We start from the raw sequence: 16,287 nt of genomic DNA, 5'->3' as shown, positions 1-16,287 counted from the left end.
CGGTCGTACGTACGCACGGTCCGGCGGCCGTCGGCGGCGCTCCCGGGCGGCACCTTCGGGCCCTGGTCCCAGCGGTGAAGGGTACCGTAATGGACCGAATTGCCTGCCGACCGGCCCCCGGCAAGGGTGCGCGCATACACCCGGCTCCACCATCACGTCACGCTTTCTGCGATTTTTCACTCGAACGTGTGTTTGGCGCAACCTTTCGAAAGCAACTACCGTTGTCCAGCTAGGGAGACCATTTCGAGAGGGGCCGACGTGACCACCACCGCAGACAGTGCCACCATCACTGCCCAGGACCGCTCCCAGACCCGACTTGAGCCGGTGCATGCCATGAATGACGCAGTCACGAACCAGGAGGGTGGCGACCCGGCGCGGGCCACGCGTTCGCTGCCCGGCCGACCTCCGGGCATCAGGGCGGACAGCTCCGGTCTCACCGACCGGCAGCGGCGGGTCATCGAGGTCATCCGGGACTCCGTCCAGCGGCGGGGGTACCCGCCGTCGATGCGGGAGATCGGTCAGGCGGTGGGTCTCTCCAGCACGTCCTCCGTCGCCCACCAGCTCATGGCGCTGGAGCGCAAGGGCTTCCTGCGCCGCGACCCGCACCGCCCCCGGGCGTACGAGGTGCGCGGCTCGGACCAGCCCAGCAGCCAGCCGACCGACACCACCGGCAAGCCCGCGGCCTCCTATGTGCCGCTGGTCGGCCGCATCGCCGCCGGCGGCCCCATCCTCGCCGAGGAGTCGGTCGAGGACGTGTTCCCCCTCCCCCGGCAGCTGGTCGGCGACGGCGAGCTCTTCGTCCTGAAGGTCGTCGGTGACTCGATGATCGAGGCCGCGATCTGTGACGGCGACTGGGTCACGGTCCGCCGCCAGCCGGTCGCGGAGAACGGCGACATCGTCGCGGCGATGCTGGACGGCGAGGCCACGGTGAAGCGCTTCAAGCGCGAGGACAACCACATCTGGCTGCTCCCGCACAACGCCGCGTACCAGCCCATCCCCGGCGACGAGGCGACCATCCTCGGCAAGGTGGTGGCGGTGCTGCGAAGGGTCTGACCGCCCCGCAGCCGAAGACCGGCCCCGGGACCCCCTGCGCCGGTCCCGGGGCCCTGGTATGTGCCGTTGAGTCCGTGCCGATCAAGGCCGGTCGAGGGACCCGCTTGTGGTCCCGCTGAGCCCCGCCCCCCAAGGGGCGCGGGGCCGTGGCACAGGCGGCTCCGCCGCGCGGGCGCGCCCAGCCACATACGGCCCGCACCCGGAAGCAGACCTACTTCCCCGCCTCCTTCGCCACCGCGTCGATCGCCGCGAGCGAGCGCCGCACCTGATTGCGGTCCGTGGTGTACCAGAAATCCGGCAGCGAAGCCCGCAGATAGCTGCCGTAGCGCGCATTGGCCAGCCGGGGGTCGAGCACCGCGACAACACCCCGGTCCCCGGTCGCCCGGACCAGCCGACCCGCCCCCTGCGCCATCAGCAGCGCCGCATGGGTCGCGGCGACCGCCATGAAGCCATTGCCGCCGTTCTCCTCCACCGCCTTCTGGCGGGCGCTCATCAGCGGGTCGTCGGGCCGGGGGAACGGAATCCGGTCCATGACCACCAGCTGGCAGCTCGCGCCCGGCACGTCCACGCCCTGCCACAGCGACAGCGTGCCGAACAGACAGGTCTCCGGGTCCCCCGCGAACGTCTTGATCAGCTCGCCCAGCGTGTCCTCACCCTGGAGCAGGATCGGCTTGTCCAACCGGCCGCGCAGCTCCTCGGCGGCGGCCTGGGCGGCCCGCATCGACGAGAAGAGGCCCAGCGTGCGCCCCCCGGCCGCCTCGACCAGCTCCGCCAGCTCGTCCATCATGTCGCCGCGCGAGCCCTCCCGGCCCGGCGTCGCCAGATGGCGGGCGACATAGAGGATGCCCTGCTTGGGGTAGTCGAAGGGCGAGCCGACGTCGATGCCCTTCCACACCGGCACGTCCTCGCCCTCGGAGCCCTCCGGCGCCAGCCCCAGCGACGCGCCCACCCCGTTGAAGTCCCCGCCCAGCTTGAGCGTGGCCGAGGTGAGCACCACCGACCGGTCGGCGAAGAGCTTCTCCCGCAGCAGCCCCGATACGGAGAGCGGGGCCACCCGCAGGGAGGCGCCGAAGCGGTCGTGCCGCTCGTACCAGACGACGTCGTACTCCGACCCGTTCGCGATCCGCTCGGCCACGCCGTGCACGCTCTCGACCGCCGCGAGGGCCTGCTTGCGCACCGCGTCCTCGTCCTGGACGGACTTGTCACGGGTGGAGCCGAGCGCCGAGATCACCGTACGAGCGGCGTCGCGCAGCGCCATCAGCGCGTACCCGAGGTCCTCCGGGATCTCCTCCAGACGGCCGGGGAGAGCCAGCTCCATCAGCCGCTCGAAGCCCTCGGCGGCGGTCTGGAGCTGGTCGGCCGCCTTCTCGTTGACGAGCTTGGCGGCCCGGCGCACGGCCCGGTTGACCTGGCCCGGGGTGAGCTCGCCGGTGGCGACGCCGGTCACCCGGGAGACCAGCTCATGGGCCTCGTCGACGATCAGCACCTCGTGCTGCGGGAGCACCGGGGCGCCCTCGATGGCGTCGATCGCGAGCAGGGCGTGGTTGGTCACCACCACGTCCGAGAGCTTGGCGCGCTCGCGGGCCATCTCCGCGAAGCACTCCGCCCCGTACGCGCACTTCGAGGCACCCAGGCACTCCCGGGAGGAGACCGACACCTGGCCCCAGGCGCGGTCCGAGACGCCGGGCGTCAGATCGTCCCGGTCGCCGGTCTCCGTCTCGTCCGCCCAGTCCCGCATCCGCAGCAGGTCCTGCCCGAGCTTGCTGGTGGGCGCGGCCGCCTCGAACTGGTCGAAGAGACCGTCCTCCTCTTCCTGCGGCACGCCCTCGTGCAGCCGGTGCAGACAGAGGTAGTTCGACCGGCCCTTGAGCATGGCGAACTCCGGGCGGCGGCGCAGCTGGGGGTGCAGGGCGTCGACCGTACGCGGAAGATCGCGCTCCACGAGCTGCCGCTGGAGCGCCAGGGTGGCCGTGGCCACCACGACGCGCTCGCCGTGCGCCAGCGCCGGCACCAGATAGCCCAGGGACTTTCCGGTGCCGGTGCCGGCCTGGACCAGCAGGTGGGAACCGCTGTCGATGGCGTCGGCGACGGCCGTGGCCATCGTGACCTGGCCGGGGCGCTCCAGGCCGCCGACGGCGGTGACGGCGGCGTGCAGGAGCTCGGGGAGAGATGGCTTCGTCATAGCCCGACCACCCTACGGGGCACCACTGACAATCCGATCACATCGGCGGTGCGAGCGGGTTCGGGACGGTGCCCGCGACGGCCGCGTGCGGGCGCTCGGGGCGGTCCCGGTAGCCGTCCAGATGCAGCCGGTTCCGGTTCAGACAGAGCCGCTCGATACGGGGCGTGAGCAGGTCGAACGTCTCGTAGCGCTCCTTGAGCTCGGGGAACCGCGCCTGGTGGCGCAGGATCTCGTCGCGCACCAGAGCCCAGAAGTCACCCTCCGGGACGTCCAGTTGCTCCTCGCACAGCGGCGCGAGATAGCGGAACACTCCGACGAAGAGTCCGGAGTGGATGAACTGGGTGAGGAAGGACGGCGGCTCGGTCAGCAGGACCTCGCGTACGTCGTCGGGCATCGACTCGTGCTCGGGCAGCGACTCCGCGCTGATGTTGACGTCGTCCACGAAGTCCTTGATCGCCAGACGTACGGGCACGTCGTGCTCGTCGAAGACGACGATGGCGTTCTCGCCGTGCGGCGAGAAGACCGTCCCGTAGCGGTAGAGGAACCGCAGCAGCGGCGGCAGCAGCGCCCCGAACAGCCGGCGCAGCCAGACATGGGGGGTGAGGCCGGAGCGGGAGACGAGCTCGGCGGTGAAGGCGCGTCCCTGCGGGTCGGTGTGGAGCAGGGAAGCGAGCGTACGCGCGCGTTCGCCGGCCGCCAGACGGCTCTGCAGCGGCTCGCGCCAGATCGCTCCGAGCAGCTCTTTGTACTGGTACGGAACCTCGGCGAGGTGGTCGTACAGCGGGTGCTCGACCGCCACGGAGGCCACCTCTCCGAGCAGGATCACCCCGCATTCGTCGCGCAGGAACGGATCGGCGTCGCGCAGCGCGTGGACCCACGCCGTGACGGCCGGGGCGGCGAGCGTGCGCTCGGTCGGCAGTCCGCGCCAGACCAGCGTGTTCAGGATGGAGAGCGGCAGCTTCACGGTGTGCCGGTCGGGGCGCGAGGCGTTCAGGAAGGTCCGGATGGACTGCTGCGGCAGCCGCAGATCGGCGTCCCCGGGCAGCGGCACGATCGCGCCCTCGGCCACGGCCGGGGCGAACAGCGGCAGCACCACCTCGTCCCACTGCCAGGGGTGCACCGGCAGATAGAGGTAGTCCTCCGGGGCGAGCCCACGCGCGCGTAGCGCGGCGGCGAAGCGCTCCCGGACGGCCGGGTCGAGCTCGCGGGTGTAGAGGCGGTCGGGCGTGGCCAGCGGGCCGACGCCCCGGTAGCGGGCGAGGTCGGTGCGGACCGCGATCCACGGCAGCCGGGCGGGCCTGCGGGCCTCGGGCGCCCAGCGGGCGGCGTCACCGGCCGAGAACCCGACCCGCCCCTTGTTCAGGACGAGCCAGGGGTGCCCCGTCTGGTGGCCTTCCAGCTCGCCGTATCCGAGCTCCGCGAGACGCGCGGCGGACAGCGCGGTGTGGTCGAGGCGGGTGTCGGCGGCGAGCGTGGCCGTGAGCTCGCCGACGAGGTGACCGAAGGTGGCGCCGTCGAGCCCGAGCGTGCGGCGGGCGCGTACGAGGAAGGCGAGCGGGTCGGTGAAGGGCCGGCCACCGTGGCTGACGGAGTCGGCGTCGACGACCCAGTCGTCGTAGGCGCCGCGCCGGGCCCGGAAGGAGAGGACAGAGCCGTCGTCCAGGGCTTGGGCGTAGGTGCGGTGGTCCCGCTGGGGACAGAGTTGCGCTTGGGGAGCGAGTTCCCTTTGGGCGCCGGGGTCCGCCTGGGGACTGGGTTCCGCTTGGCGGCTGTGCTCGGCTTGGGGACCGGGTTTCGCCTGGGGGCCGCGCTCCGCTTGGGGTCCGGGTTCCGGCCCGGAGCCCTCTCCGCCGCGGTCCCGCCGCACCACCGGCTCGATGATCCCTTCGTACGCGAAGGCCCCGAGCATCTTGGCGAGCAGTCGGCGGGCCGCGCGGTCCCAGGCGTCGCGGTTCAGCTCGGGCGGCGCGAACAGCTCAGGCGGTGTGGGCGGTTCCTCCCGTTCCTCGGAATCATCGGGGACAAGCGGGTTCGGCAAGGCGACTCCTCGGGGTGGAACCGATTCGGTTCGAGCGGTGTATGTAGGGCAGCGGGTGGTTCACAGCAGGTTCCTGAGCGCGCGATCACGAACCATGAGGGCGGCCCGCTTGTCGGGAAGGTCGACTTCCGCGGAGAACCGGAAGCCGGCGCTCAGAAAGGCGGAGACGGAGGGGGTGTTGCGCAGATCTGGCTCAGCGACCACACGGGGACAGAGCGGCCGGTTGTCGAGGACGAGATCGGCGACGGCCCGGAGCAGCGCGGTCCCGACCCCGCGCCCGCGATCGGCGACCCCGCCGATGAGGAGGTGGACCCCGGTGTCGTGCGGACGCGCCGGATAGTGCCGGGCCAGCGGGTCCAGATCGGCCCGGTAGATCTCCCAGTAGCTCATGGGCGCGCCGTCGAGCAGTCCGAGACACGGCACGCTCCGCCCGTCGCCGTCGAGTTGGGGGCGCAGATGGGCGGCCGTCACGGACTCGGGCCCGGCCAGCTCCCAGAAGGCGGCCACGGCGGGATCGTTCATCCAGGTGCTCAGAAGGGAGAGATCACGCTCGACACGGACCGGTACGAGCTGGAAGACACCCACGGGCGTGGTGACCGGCCCCCACGCCCCGGGGCTGTCGAGCAGGTCGTCGCCGGTGAGATGGGGGGCGTAGGGAGAAGAAGGGATACGAGTGGTGGTGCGGGAGGCCACCTGACGGGTGGTGTGGGGCGCCTCGAACGGGACGGACGTGGCGGACGAGGCTGATGACTGCGGCGTCCGCTGGGGGTAGGGCTGCCGGGGCGCCGCCTCGGTCCGGCGGTCGGGGGCCTGCTGGGTTGCCTGCTCGGTTGCGGTACGGGCACGGGGAGTCGCATCGGCCCGGGCGGCCTCGGTACCGGTGTCGGGACGGGCTTCAGGACGGGGCTCGGGCTCGGCTTCGGGACTGGAGTGGGGACCGGGCTCAGGCCCGGCTTCGGGACTGGACCCGGACTCGGGACCGGGCCCGGGCTCGGGCTCGGGCCCAGGGCCGGGCTCGGGCCCGACCTCCGGCTCCCGCCGGCGGTCCTCACCGCCGCTCACCCCCTCGTCGCCGCCCCCCGCCTCCGCCGAGTCGGCCCCGCCGGTCCTCGACTCCCCGAACAGCGCGACGAGCTCATAGGGCAGTCGCATGTCCAGCGTGTCCTCCGCACCGCCGGGCGGGGGGACGGGACCGGCTCCGGCGTCGGCGTCGGCGTCGGCGTCGGTGCTCGCATCGGTGGGAGGCACGGCGACGTTCCTCTCTCGTCATTCAGCTGTGCGTAGGGATCAATGCCCGTTGAGGTGAAGGGGGTTGGTGATGGTGACGTAGACGGACTGGGTGTCCACCGGACCGACGAGTTCGTCGAGGCCGTGCAGCCGGGTCATGAGGTTGGCCTTGCAGCGCAGGGTCCGGCTGTCCAGCAGGTACGACGGCAGCGGCGAGCCGAGCGCGGTGGCCTTGGCCAGGAACTGCCGCAGAGCGGCGAGGAGCACGCGTTCGTCGGCCAGGTGCTGGGCGCCGAAGGCCCCAACCAGGCCGAGGACGTTGTTGATGCCGAGGTAGTAGGCGAAGCGCTCGTCGGTGACGGCGTCGGAGACGAAGGTGTCGCTGGCGGTGCCGACTCCGGGCAGACGGCGTTCGAGGGCATCGCGGTAGGACTCGCGGAAGTAGTAGCCCTGGTTGTCGCGGTAGCGGCCGCCGACGGGCCAGCCGTCGGGGTCGAGCAGCACCAGGGTGTTCTGCTGGTGGGCCTCCAGCGCGACCCCGGCCGTGGCGTCCAGCCAGAGCACGGGGCGGACGACCTGGTCGAGGTAGCGCAGGAACCACTCGGCGGCCACGGCCGGGGTCGGGCGGCCGGTGCGGGCGGCGAGCTTGGCCACGATGTCCGCGAGACGTGAGTGCATCGCCGCCTCGGGCCGGCCGGGCAGCGGACGCGGAGCGGTCAGGGCCGCGATGCAGACGGCGTCGTCGCTGGGGCCGAACGGGTTGTGGCGGATCATCACGTCGAGCCCGCGCACCGGCTGGCCGTCGAGAGCGTCGACGGCCAGCCAGGCGGGGTCGCGGACGACGTCGAAGCCGGGGTGCGCCGCCTGCCACTGCTCGGCGAGGCCGGTGCGCAGCAGCCGGTGCACCTCCACGCCCCGGTGGAGCTCCTTGCGCAGGTTCTCCCTGCGGGAGTTGGTGATGCGCAGGCCCAGCGAGAGCTTGAGCATGGCGTCGGCACCGGGCCGCGCCACGGTACGGACGGAGGAGGTGGGGTGCCAGGGGTCGCCGTACGGGCCGAGGTCCCGCAGGAACCCGGCGTCGAGCAGTTCGACGACGGCCGGCTGGTGGGCGAGCTCGCGGGCCTGCCAGGGGTGCAGGGGCAGCGCCACGGCGTTCGCCGGGACGTGGAGGCCGGGGGCGAACCGGGCGGTGAGTTCGTCGGCGGGGACGGGGCGGCCGCTGTCGGTCCACGCCGAGTCGGCGGCGAGGACGGTCCGGTCGACGGCCATCCAGTGGAGCGGGAAGGAGCCGTACAACTCGGGTGAGTAGAGGCGCACTTCGGCTTCGGAGAGCCCTTCGCGGCTCTTCGGGGTGGGGTGGAGGGGGTGACCGAGAAGGAGGGACTGTTCCGCGGAGAGGAAGAGATCGGCCTCGTCGGCGGGGCCGGGGTGGCGTCGGCGTTCCGCGATGAACTGCGCGGTACGCCGGACCGAGTCCGCGACGCGGCCCACCAGGTCGGCGCCCTCGCTGCGCCCGGACTCGCGGTTGATGAGGGCGGCGACGGTGACGGCGTCGACGGCCGGGCCGCCGTGCGGGGCGCCTTCCAGTGCCGGCATGCCGAAGCGGTGCCAGCCGGTGGCGGACCAGTACCGGACGGGGACCAGCAGGGCGGTTCCGCTGGCGCGCAGCGGGATGCGCAGCAGGGTCCCTTCGGGTGCGGCGAAGTCGTTCTCCCGTACCCAGCAGCGGAGCAGGTTCTCGACGGCGGCGGCCTCGGCGGCGGCTTCCGGGTCCGGATGGTCCAGGAGCTCCCGGGTCAGCGGCTCCTGGCCGTGTAGACCTTGGCCGTGCGGGGCCTGGCCGCGCTCGGTCGGGGCGTCGGCGGGCAGCCGTTCACTGTGGATCCCCGCCTTCTGGCGCGGCACCGTCGCCGTCTCTGCCACAGTCTCGGCCACAAGGGGGCCGCAGGGGGCGGTGGGGCGGCCGGGGCCGTCGGGCGCGTCGGGCGCGGGGATGCGGTTCACGGTGGGCTTCCTTGGGTGGGGGACCGGGTCAGTGGGACGGCCCGGCATCGGTCGGGTGCCGAGTCGCGCGCTCCGCGGCGGCCAGGGCGTCGGCCAGCCGGTCGAGGACGGCGTCCGCCTGTTCGTCGGTGAGGGTGAGGGGAGGCAGCAGACGGACGACGCTGGAGTGGCGGCCGCCGAGTTCGACGATGAGGCCGCGGCGCAGGCACTCCCGCTGGACGGCGGTGGCCAGCGCGGGCGCGGCGCTCGCGGTGCCGGTGTGCGGGTCCTGGCGCTCGGGGTCGACGAGCTCGACGCCGATCATCAGGCCCCGGCCGCGGACGTCGCCGATGGTGGGGTGGTCCGCCGCCAGGCCCTGGAGCCGGGCGAGCATCCGGCCGCCGAGCAGCGCGGCGCGTTCGGCGAGCCGGTTCTCGCGGACGAAGGCGAGGGTGGCGGTGCCCGCCGCCATGGCGAGCTGGTTGCCCCGGAACGTGCCCGCGTGGGCACCGGGCTGCCACACGTCGAGGTCCTCGCGGTAGACGATCACGGCGAGCGGCAGCGAGCCGCCGATGGCCTTGGACAGCACCATCACGTCCGGCACGATCCCGCTGTGCTCGACGGCCCAGAAGGCGCCGGTGCGCCCCACGCCGGTCTGCACCTCGTCGGCGATGAGCGGGATGGAGCGGGCGGCGGTGATCTCGCGCATCCGGCGCATCCAGGAGTCGGGCGCCGGGTTCACCCCGCCCTCGCCCTGCACCGGCTCCACGATCATCGCCGCCGGGGCCGGCACCCCGCCCTTGGGGTCGTCGAGCAGGCTCTCGGTCCACCGGGCGGCGAGCTCGGCGCCCCGCTCGCCCCCCACTCCGTACGGACAGCGGTAGTTGAGCGGGTAGGGCAGCCGGGTCACCCGGGCGGTGGCGGCGCCGCCCGAGGCGTCGAGGGAGCCCGCCGTCATGCCGTGGTAGGCCCCGGTGAAGGCGAGCAGCCCGGTGCGCCCGGTGGCGGTGCGCACCAGCTTGAGGGCGGCCTCTACGGCGTCGGTGCCGGCCGGGCTGCAGAACTGGATGCGCGCGTGGTCGGCGAGGGGGCGCGGAAGGGTGCTGAACAGCTCAGTGGTGAAGGCGTCCTTGACCGGGGTGGCCAGGTCGAGCGCGTGCAGCGGGGCGCCGGAGTCGAGGACCTTGCGGACGGCTTCGAGCACGACCGGGTGGTTGTGCCCGAGGGCCAGGGTGCCCGCGCCCGCCAGGCAGTCGAGGTAGCGCCGCCCGTCCGCCCCTTCGATGGTCAGCCCGCGGGCCCGCACGGGCACGATCGGCAGCGAGCGGGCGTAGGTCCGGGCGGCGGACTCGCGCAGGGACTGCCGCCGCAGGATCCCCTCATGGGCCGGTGGGGTCCGCGCCGGTGTGGTCGGGAGCTCGGCCGGCGTTGGTACCGGCGCGGATTCGGTCACGGCCACGAGTTCTGGTCCTCCCACGGTGCGCGCTCCGCATGTGCCTGCCGCGCCAGCCGCGCCGGGACCCTGTGACGGTTCCGTGGCACGCCCGTTGCCCGGTGCGAACGGTGGGGCTGAACGCTGGCGTGTTGTCCCCCGTACGTACCAACGACGCCGGGGCCGGAGGATCACGGGCAACCGCGAAGATCCTTGCGGAGCGGAACCACGGCCCTGCCGCACACCGTCCCAACCGGCACCGGCATAGTGGGGGCCGCGCTTCGGCCGTTACTTTTCGGCCGGGGCCAGGTGGGCCGACGGCTTCGACGAAGCCGCCGGTTCGCTTCAGTAACGGCATGCGGTGGAGCAACGGTGGCTGCACCGCGCATCAGCAGTCTCAGTACCGAAGTCCCAGGGGGATCAAGAACATGCGACCGACACGTCCGAACTCCGCGGCACGTGGTGGGAGGGGCGCACATCGCCGGACCTCCCCCATGCTGGCCGCGCTCGGCCTCACGGCCGCTCTCGCCCTGACCGCCACCGCGTGCGGTCCCGGCGGCGACGACAAGGCCGACGCCAAGCCGACCGCCTCGGCCACCGCCGGCGACGACGGCGGCCTCCAGATCCCGGACGACATCAAGGACCGGCTCAAGAAGCACGGCATCGACCCGGACAAGTGGAAGAACGGCGAGTGGAAGAACTGGGACAAGTCCAAGTGGCTGCGTGAGGCCAAGGACTTCGTCAACCCGATCATCCAGGACCTGTGGGACCCGGACCGGATGCGCAAGGCCGACAAGCCCCCGCAGAAGCCGGTCCCGAACGACATCTCGGGCGACAAGGGCGTCACGGACCCGACCCCCGCGCCGGTCAAGGCCCGGGCCCAGAAGGCCCCGTACCACAAGAGCCTGCCGGAGCTCGGCAAGCTGTTCTTCGACGGCCCGCAGGGCTCGATGGTCTGCTCCGCGACCGTCGTGAAGGACCCGGCGCACCCCGGCAAGTCCAACATGGTCTGGACGGCCGGCCACTGCGTCCACGCGGGCGCCAAGGGCGGCTGGTACCGCAACATCGCCTTCGTGCCCTCGTACAACAACTCCGAACTGTCGCTCGCCCAGTTGCAGAAGGCGACCAGGCAGCAGATCGCGCCGTACGGCGTGTTCTGGGCGGACTGGGCGCAGACCTCGCAGCAGTGGATCCAGGGCGGCGGCCCGACCGGCGGCCAGGGCGCCCCGTACGACTTCGCGGTGCTGCACGTCACCCCCGAGAAGGGCAAGGGCGACAAGTCCCTGGAGGAGACGGTCGGCACCGCGCTCCCGGTGGACTTCAACGCCCCGGCCGTGCCGAAGATCGCGAGCATGACGGCGAACGGCTACCCGGCGGCGCCGCCGTACGACGGCCAGAAGCTGTACCAGTGCAAGGACAAGCCGGGCCGGCTCTCGCTGGACGCCAGCACCCCGACGATGTACCGCCTGGGCTGCACCATGACCGGCGGCTCCTCCGGCGGCGGCTGGATCGCGGCGGGCGCCGACGGCAAGCCCGCGCTGGTCTCCAACACCTCCATCGGCCCGGTGACGGCCGGCTGGCTGGCGGGCCCGCGTCTGGGCCCGGAGGCCAAGGGCGTGTACGACTCGGTCAGCAACAAGTACGCGGGCCGCTAGGGCCTGTCCGTACGGAGGTCCGGGAGCTCTCCACGAGAGTTCCCGGACCTCCGTACGAGACCCCCACGTGCTACCGGCATAGTGGGGGGCTGCGCAACGGCGGTTCCGGAAGACCGCCTTCCGATATGACGTGCCCATGGCAACACTCAGCACACACCGTGACGGTGTGCCGCCGGGCGGGCGCGGCTGAACACGTACGAGCACATCTCAGGGGGAATCGTTTCCATGCGTTCCATACGTCCGCTGCTGGCCTCCACCGGCCTCGCGGCGGCACTCGCGCTGACGGCCACCGCGTGCGGCCCCGGCGACGACAGCAAGCCGTCCGCGTCGAGCACCTCCCAGGGCAAGGGCGAGCAGGGCCTGCCCGACGACGTCGCCGGCGCCCTCAAGAAGCACGGCGTCGACCTGGACAAGTGGAAGGACGGCGAGTGGAAGAACTGGGACAAGTCCAAGTGGCTTCGTGAGGCCAAGGACTTCGCCAACCCGGTCATCGCCGGTCTGTGGAAGCCCGAGCGGATGAAGTCCGCCAAGGACCCGCAGAAGACCATGGACGCCAGTGACATCAGCGGCGGCGCGGGCGTCACCGACCCGGAGCCGCGCCCGGTCCAGGCCAAGGCCGAGAGCCTGCCGTACCACAACTACGCCGCCCCGGTCGGCAAGGTCTTCTTCGACTCCCCCAAGGGCGCCATGGTGTGCTCGGGCACCGTCGTGAAGGACCCGGCGCACCCCGGCAGGTCCAACCTCGTGTGGACGGCGGGCCACTGCGTCCACGCGGGTGGCCAGGGCGGCTGGTACCGCAACATCGCCTTCGTCCCCGCCTACAACGACCAGGGCAAGTCGGCGGCGCAGCTGCGCAACGCCCAGCCCCAGGAGGTCGCCCCGTACGGCGCGTACTGGGCGGACTGGGCGTCGACCTCGGGTGAGTGGATCACCGGTGGCGGCCCCACCGGAGGCAGCGGCGCCCCGTACGACTACGCCGTGCTGCATGTGAAGCCGGAGAACGGCACCAAGTCGCTGGAGGAGACCGTCGGCAACGCGCTGACCGTCAACTTCTCGACGCCCGCCGCGCACTCCGTCTCCGCGATGGGCGCCTGGGGCTACCCGGCGGCGCCGCCGTACGACGGCCTCAAGATGTTCAAGTGCGTCGACCGCCCCGGCCGGCTCTCGATCAGCCCCAGCACGCCCGCGATGTACCGCATCGGCTGCACCATGACCGGCGGTTCCTCCGGCGGCGGCTGGTTCATCACCGGCAGGAGCGGCAAGGCGGAGCTGGTCTCCAACACCTCGATCGGCCCGGTCACCTCGGGCTGGCTGGCCGGACCGCAGCTGGGCGCCGGCGCCCAGCAGATCTTCACCCAGATGAGTCAGAAGTACGGCGGCCGATAGGACCCCTGGCCCCTCGGCGGCTGACGACGACAAGGCCCGCCCCCTCGTACGGAGGGGGCGGGCCTTGTTCCGCTCCGCGCGCGGCCGGTGTCCGGCCACGCGCGCGGTCAGTGCTTGGCCGGTACGTACGGAGCGAGCTCCGCAGCCAGCACCTCGTGCACCCGTGCCTTGAGCAGCGTGCCCTCCGGGGTGTGCTCCTCGGAGATCACCTCGCCCTCGGCGTGGGCCCGCGAGACCAGCTGTCCGTGCGTGTACGGCACGAGGGCCTCGATCTCGACCTCGGGGCGCGGCAGTTCGGCGTCGATGATGCCGAGCAGCTGCTCGATGCCCATGCCCGTACGGGCGGAGACCGCGATGGAGTGCTTCTCGATCCGCAGCAGCCGCTGGAGGACCAGCGGGTCGGCCGCGTCCGCCTTGTTGATCACCACGATCTCGGGCACGTCGACCGCGCCCACCTCGCGGATGACCTCGCGCACGGCGGCCAGCTGCTCCTCCGGAGCCGGGTGCGAGCCGTCCACCACGTGCAGGATCAGGTCGGAGTCGCCGACCTCCTCCATGGTGGAGCGGAACGCCTCGACCAGGTGGTGCGGCAGATGCCGGACGAACCCGACGGTGTCGGCCAGGGTGTAGAGCCGGCCGCTGGGCGTCTCGGCCCGGCGCACGGTCGGGTCGAGGGTGGCGAACAGCGCGTTCTCCACCAGCACGCCCGCGCCCGTGAGGCGGTTGAGCAGCGAGGACTTTCCGGCGTTGGTGTAGCCCGCGATGGCGACCGAGGGGACCTTGTTGCGACGGCGCTCCTGGCGCTTGATCTCGCGGCCGGTCTTCATCTCCGCGATCTCCCGGCGCATCTTCGCCATCTTCTCGCGGATCCGCCGCCGGTCCGTCTCGATCTTGGTCTCACCGGGACCACGGGTGGCCATGCCGCCGCCGGACGAGCCGGAGCCGCCACCACCCATCTGTCGCGAGAGCGACTGGCCCCAGCCGCGCAGCCTGGGCAGCATGTACTGCATCTGGGCCAGCGAGACCTGGGCCTTGCCCTCTCGGGACTTGGCGTGCTGGGCGAAGATGTCGAGGATCAGGGCGGTCCGGTCGACCACCTTGACCTTGACGACGTCTTCCAGATGGATCAGCTGTCCGGGGCTGAGCTCACCGTCGCAGACCACGGTGTCGGCGCCGGACTCCAGGACGATGTCCCGCAGCTCCTGCGCCTTGCCGGATCCGATGTAGGTGGCCGGGTCGGGCTTGTCACGGCGCTGGTAGACGCCGTCGAGCACCATGGCGCCCGCCGTCTCGGCGAGGGCCGCGAGCTCCGCGAGCGAGTTCTCCGCGTCCTTGAGCGTGCCCGTGGTCCAGACGCCCACCAGCACGACGCGCTCCAGGCGCAGCTGGCGGTACTCGACCTCGGTGACGTCTTCCAGCTCGGTGGAGAGGCCCGCCACACGCCGCAGCGCGGCGCGCTCGGAGCGGTCGAACTGCTCGCCGTCCCGCTCGCCGTCGATCTCGTGGCTCCAGGCGACGTCCTCTTCCATCAGGGCATCGGCCCGAAGGCTCTCGGTGCGGTTCTTCTCCGCGAAGCTCTGCTCGTCCTGGGAAGGGGATGAAGAGGAGGTCATTGGATCCTTACGTCGTTGGAATTGCGGTTACGCCGGTCACAACGCGTAGTGGACCCGAAAGATTCCCGAGCGGAATCCGGCCCCGGCAGCGCCGCCGACCCGTCGATGGTCGCACGGTGCCACCGGGGCCGTCACGCGGGTTTTCGCCGGTACGAAAGCCGCCCCTGAGCCCTGGGCGCTAGATGTGCCGTGCGGGGACGGCGCCTCCCGCCACGGGCGCGGCCGGGTGCCAGTCCGGGTGCCCGGGCATCGGTGGCGTCTTCGCCCCGTACAGCCAGCCCCGGAGGAACGGACCGAGGTCGCGCCCGGCGACCTCGGACGCCAGACGGACGAAGTCGGCGGTCGTGGCCGTCCCGTCCCGGTGCTCGCTCACCCAGCGCCGCTCCAGCTCGCCGAACCTCGCCGTCCCGATCTCCTGCCGCAGTGCGTACAGCACCAGCGCGCTCCCGTCGTAGACCACCGGCCGGAAGATGCTGATCTTCTGGCCGGGGGCGGGCGGCTTGGGGGCCGCGGGCGGGCCTCCCGCGGCGCGCCAGCCGTCGGACTGGCTGTAGGCCTCGCGCATCCTCGTCGCCATCGGGCGCTTGCCGTACTCCTGCGCGTACAGCGCCTCGTACCAGGTGGCGTGCCCCTCGTTGAGCCAGAGGTCCGACCACGCGCGCGGGGAGACGCTGTCGCCGAACCAGTGGTGCGCCAGCTCGTGCACCATCACCGAGTCCACGTACCACTCGGGGTAGCCGGCGCGCACGAAGAGTGAGCGCTCGAAGAGCGACAGGGTCTGGGTCTCCAGCTCGAACCCGGTGTCGGCGGCGGCGATGAGGACGCCGTACGTCTCGAACGGGTAGGGCCCGACCTGCTTCTCCATCCAGGTGATCTCGGCGGGCGTCTTCCTGAGCCAGCGCTCCAGCCGCTGCCGGTCGGCGGCGGGAACGACGTCGCGCACCGGCAGTCCGTGCGGTCCGTCGCGGCGCACCACGGCCGAGCGGCCGATGGAGACCTGGGCGAGCTCGGTCGCCATCGGGTGTTCGGTGCGGTACGTGGAGACGGCCGTGGCGCCCGCCCGCGTCCAGCCGGCCTCCACCCCGTTCGCGACGACCGTGTACTCCTTCGGGGCCTCCACCCGGAAGGTGAACATCGCCTTGTCGGAGGGGTGGTCGTTGCAGGGGAACACGCGGTGCGCGGCGTCGGCCTGGTTGGCCATCACCAGGCCGTCGCTGGTGCGCACCCAGCCGCCGTCCTCGCCCCCGCGCGGGTCGCTGGTGTGCCGGACGGTGATCCGCAGCGCCTGTCCCGGGTACACCCGGCGGGGCGGGGTGATCACCAGGTCCTCGTCGGCAATGGCGAACCCGGCCTTCTCGCCGTTCACTTCGACGCTGTGCACGGTGCCGCGCGCGAAGTCCAGGTTGATCCGCTCGAGCCAGTCGGTGACGCGCGCGTCGATGGTGGTGACGGCCTCCATCGGCTTGCTGTTGTCGCCCTGATAGGTGAATCCGATGTCGTACGAGAGGACGTCGTATCCGGGGTTGCCCAGCCCCGGGAAGAGCGTGTCGCCGATTCCGGCCGAGGTGGGCGGCGGCGGGGCGGCGGCCAGGACACAGGCGGCTGCGGCGGCCAGCACAGCGGCACGCACACGGCGTGAGGAGAGCAGCATGCCCTACCGCTACCAGCCCTGCGCGCGAGGGCGGGGCCGACGCGCACCACGTCACCCGAACGAGCGT

General features: G+C 72.2%; 10 protein-coding genes. 3 read left to right on the top strand and 7 right to left on the bottom strand.

Annotated elements, in window-relative coordinates; all coding sequences use genetic code 11:
* Positions 1–258: 258 nt before the first annotated feature.
* Positions 259–1,053 carry a transcriptional repressor LexA gene (gene lexA, locus ABD236_RS00165; protein WP_344068088.1) on the top strand — a complete coding sequence of 265 codons (795 nt, stop codon included), beginning with the start codon at positions 259–261 and terminating at the stop codon, positions 1,051–1,053.
* Between the two features lie 211 nt (positions 1,054–1,264).
* On the opposite strand, the gene ABD236_RS00160 is transcribed toward lexA, so the two are convergent.
* The 5 genes from ABD236_RS00160 to ABD236_RS00140 all read right to left on the bottom strand — a co-directional run bounded on the left by ABD236_RS00160 (position 1,265) and on the right by ABD236_RS00140 (position 9,942).
* Positions 1,265–3,235: an ATP-dependent DNA helicase gene (locus ABD236_RS00160; protein WP_344068085.1), complete on the bottom strand. Its 1,971-nt coding sequence runs from the start codon at positions 3,233–3,235 to the stop codon at positions 1,265–1,267.
* A gap of 37 nt (positions 3,236–3,272) precedes the next feature.
* Positions 3,273–5,273 carry an IucA/IucC family protein gene (locus tag ABD236_RS00155; RefSeq protein WP_425543791.1) on the bottom strand — a complete coding sequence of 667 codons (2,001 nt, stop codon included), beginning with the start codon at positions 5,271–5,273 and terminating at the stop codon, positions 3,273–3,275.
* Between the two features lie 60 nt (positions 5,274–5,333).
* The gene (locus ABD236_RS00150; protein WP_344068732.1) at positions 5,334–6,335 is read right to left on the bottom strand and encodes a GNAT family N-acetyltransferase; all 1,002 of its coding nucleotides are present in this window, start codon (positions 6,333–6,335) and stop codon (positions 5,334–5,336) included.
* Positions 6,336–6,560: 225 nt separating this feature from the next.
* On the bottom strand, positions 6,561–8,504 hold the full coding sequence (locus ABD236_RS00145; RefSeq protein WP_344068082.1) for an IucA/IucC family protein: 1,944 nt from the start codon (positions 8,502–8,504) through the stop codon (positions 6,561–6,563).
* 28 nt (positions 8,505–8,532) lie between these two features.
* Positions 8,533–9,942, bottom strand: a complete 1,410-nt coding sequence (locus ABD236_RS00140; RefSeq protein ID WP_344068080.1) for a diaminobutyrate--2-oxoglutarate transaminase family protein — start codon at positions 9,940–9,942, stop codon at positions 8,533–8,535.
* Between the two features lie 401 nt (positions 9,943–10,343).
* On the opposite strand from ABD236_RS00140, the gene ABD236_RS00135 reads away from it, so the two are divergent.
* Entirely contained in the window at positions 10,344–11,570 is a 1,227-nt protein-coding gene (locus ABD236_RS00135; protein WP_344068077.1) for a trypsin-like serine peptidase, read from the top strand.
* Positions 11,571–11,795: 225 nt separating this feature from the next.
* Positions 11,796–12,956: a trypsin-like serine peptidase gene (locus ABD236_RS00130; protein WP_344068074.1), complete on the top strand. Its 1,161-nt coding sequence runs from the start codon at positions 11,796–11,798 to the stop codon at positions 12,954–12,956.
* Between the two features lie 107 nt (positions 12,957–13,063).
* Here the strand turns inward: ABD236_RS00130 and hflX are convergent, their stop codons facing one another.
* Positions 13,064–14,569: a GTPase HflX gene (hflX, locus tag ABD236_RS00125; RefSeq protein ID WP_101390510.1), complete on the bottom strand. Its 1,506-nt coding sequence runs from the start codon at positions 14,567–14,569 to the stop codon at positions 13,064–13,066.
* A gap of 178 nt (positions 14,570–14,747) precedes the next feature.
* The gene (locus ABD236_RS00120) at positions 14,748–16,220 is read right to left on the bottom strand and encodes a M1 family metallopeptidase (protein ID WP_344068069.1); all 1,473 of its coding nucleotides are present in this window, start codon (positions 16,218–16,220) and stop codon (positions 14,748–14,750) included.
* Positions 16,221–16,287 lie beyond the last annotated feature (67 nt).

Source organism: Streptomyces crystallinus, assembly GCF_039521265.1.
Classification (GTDB): domain Bacteria; phylum Actinomycetota; class Actinomycetes; order Streptomycetales; family Streptomycetaceae; genus Streptomyces; species Streptomyces crystallinus.
This window is presented reverse-complemented; position numbering and strand designations above follow the sequence as displayed.

Bases quoted from the DNA above. Each gene is read 5' to 3' on its own strand.
- ABD236_RS00135 (WP_344068077.1), top strand. From the start codon at position 10,344: ATGCGACCGACACGTCCGAACTCCGCGGCACGTGGTGGGAGGGGCGCA.
- ABD236_RS00160 (WP_344068085.1), bottom strand. From the start codon at position 3,235: ATGACGAAGCCATCTCTCCCCGAGCTCCTGCACGCCGCCGTCACCGCC.
- ABD236_RS00120 (WP_344068069.1), bottom strand. From the start codon at position 16,220: ATGCTGCTCTCCTCACGCCGTGTGCGTGCCGCTGTGCTGGCCGCCGCA.
- ABD236_RS00130 (WP_344068074.1), top strand. From the start codon at position 11,796: ATGCGTTCCATACGTCCGCTGCTGGCCTCCACCGGCCTCGCGGCGGCA.
- hflX (WP_101390510.1), bottom strand. From the start codon at position 14,569: ATGACCTCCTCTTCATCCCCTTCCCAGGACGAGCAGAGCTTCGCGGAG.